Origin of the sequence: Mesorhizobium sp. M7A.F.Ca.CA.004.12.1.1 (assembly GCF_003997835.1) — a bacterium.
Taxonomy (GTDB): Bacteria; Pseudomonadota; Alphaproteobacteria; order Rhizobiales; family Rhizobiaceae; genus Mesorhizobium.
In genome coordinates, this window is record NZ_RZRK01001265.1 from 1 (window position 1) to 1085 (window position 1085).

Here is a 1085-nt window from a genome sequence, read left to right on the forward strand (position 1 = left end):
AGGTGACGCTGCATGGCCGCAGCCCGTTTTCGGGCGCCAAGGTCGCGGAGCTGTCGCCCCGGCTCGCGCAGCGGCTTGGCCTGCGCACGGACATCAAGGGCGTCACCGTGGTCGACATCAACCGTGATTCTCCGGCCGCCGATTTCGGCTTCCAGCCGGGCGACATCGTGCGCGAGGTGAACGGCACCACCATCGATACCGCGGCGACCCTGGAGTTGGCGGCCAGGACGGATACGCGCTGGTGGCGCTTTACCGTCGAGCGTGGCGGGCAGATAATGCGTCAGGTGTTGCGTTATTAGGGCTGGGTTCCGTGCATTCGGGCTCATGCTCCAACGAAAAAGAAGTGCATGGCCGATCTGTTCAGCGTCGATGAACCGGAAAAGACCCCGCCTGGGCGGCCGCTGGCCGACAGGCTGCGGCCGAGAAACCTTGGCGAGGTCGTCGGCCAGGAGCATCTGACCGGCCCTGACGGCGCGCTGACCCGGTTGATCGGTTCCGGCTCGCTCGGCTCGATGATCTTCTGGGGGCCGCCCGGCACCGGCAAGACCACCGTGGCGCGCCTGCTTGCCGGCGAAACCAGCCTGGCCTTCGAGCAGATATCGGCTGTCTTTTCCGGCGTCGCCGACCTGAAAAAGGTGTTCGAAGCGGCCAAATTGCGCCGCACCAATGGCCGCCAGACCTTGCTGTTCGTCGACGAGATCCATCGCTTCAACCGTGCCCAGCAGGACAGCTTTCTCCCGGTCATGGAGGACGGGACAGTCGTGCTGGTTGGCGCCACGACCGAAAACCCGTCCTTCGAACTGAATGCCGCTTTGTTGTCACGCGCGCGCGTTCTGGTCTTCCATTCGCTTGGCGAGGAGAGCATCTCCAAGCTGATGGTGCGGGCGGAGGAGACCGAGGGCAGGGCGCTGCCGCTCGACGACGAGGCGCGGACCATGCTCATCCGCATGAGCGATGGCGACGGCCGGGCCTCGCTGACGCTCGCGGAAGAAGTCTGGCGGGCAGCCAAACCCGGCGAGGTCTTCGATCCCGAGGGACTGCAGCGCATCGTCCAGCGCCGCGCGCCGATCTACGACAAGGGCCAG

At 65.8% G+C, this 1085-nt stretch carries 2 protein-coding genes; both read left to right on the top strand.

The window, feature by feature from the left end:
• On the top strand, nucleotides 1-299 hold a 299-nt coding region (locus EN984_RS35660), incomplete at its 5' end, for a PDZ domain-containing protein (protein ID WP_127384407.1).
• A 48-nt stretch (nucleotides 300-347) separates the two neighbouring features.
• Nucleotides 348-1085, top strand: a 738-nt coding sequence (locus EN984_RS35665; protein WP_127384408.1) for an AAA family ATPase, incomplete at its 3' end; no start/stop codon positions are given.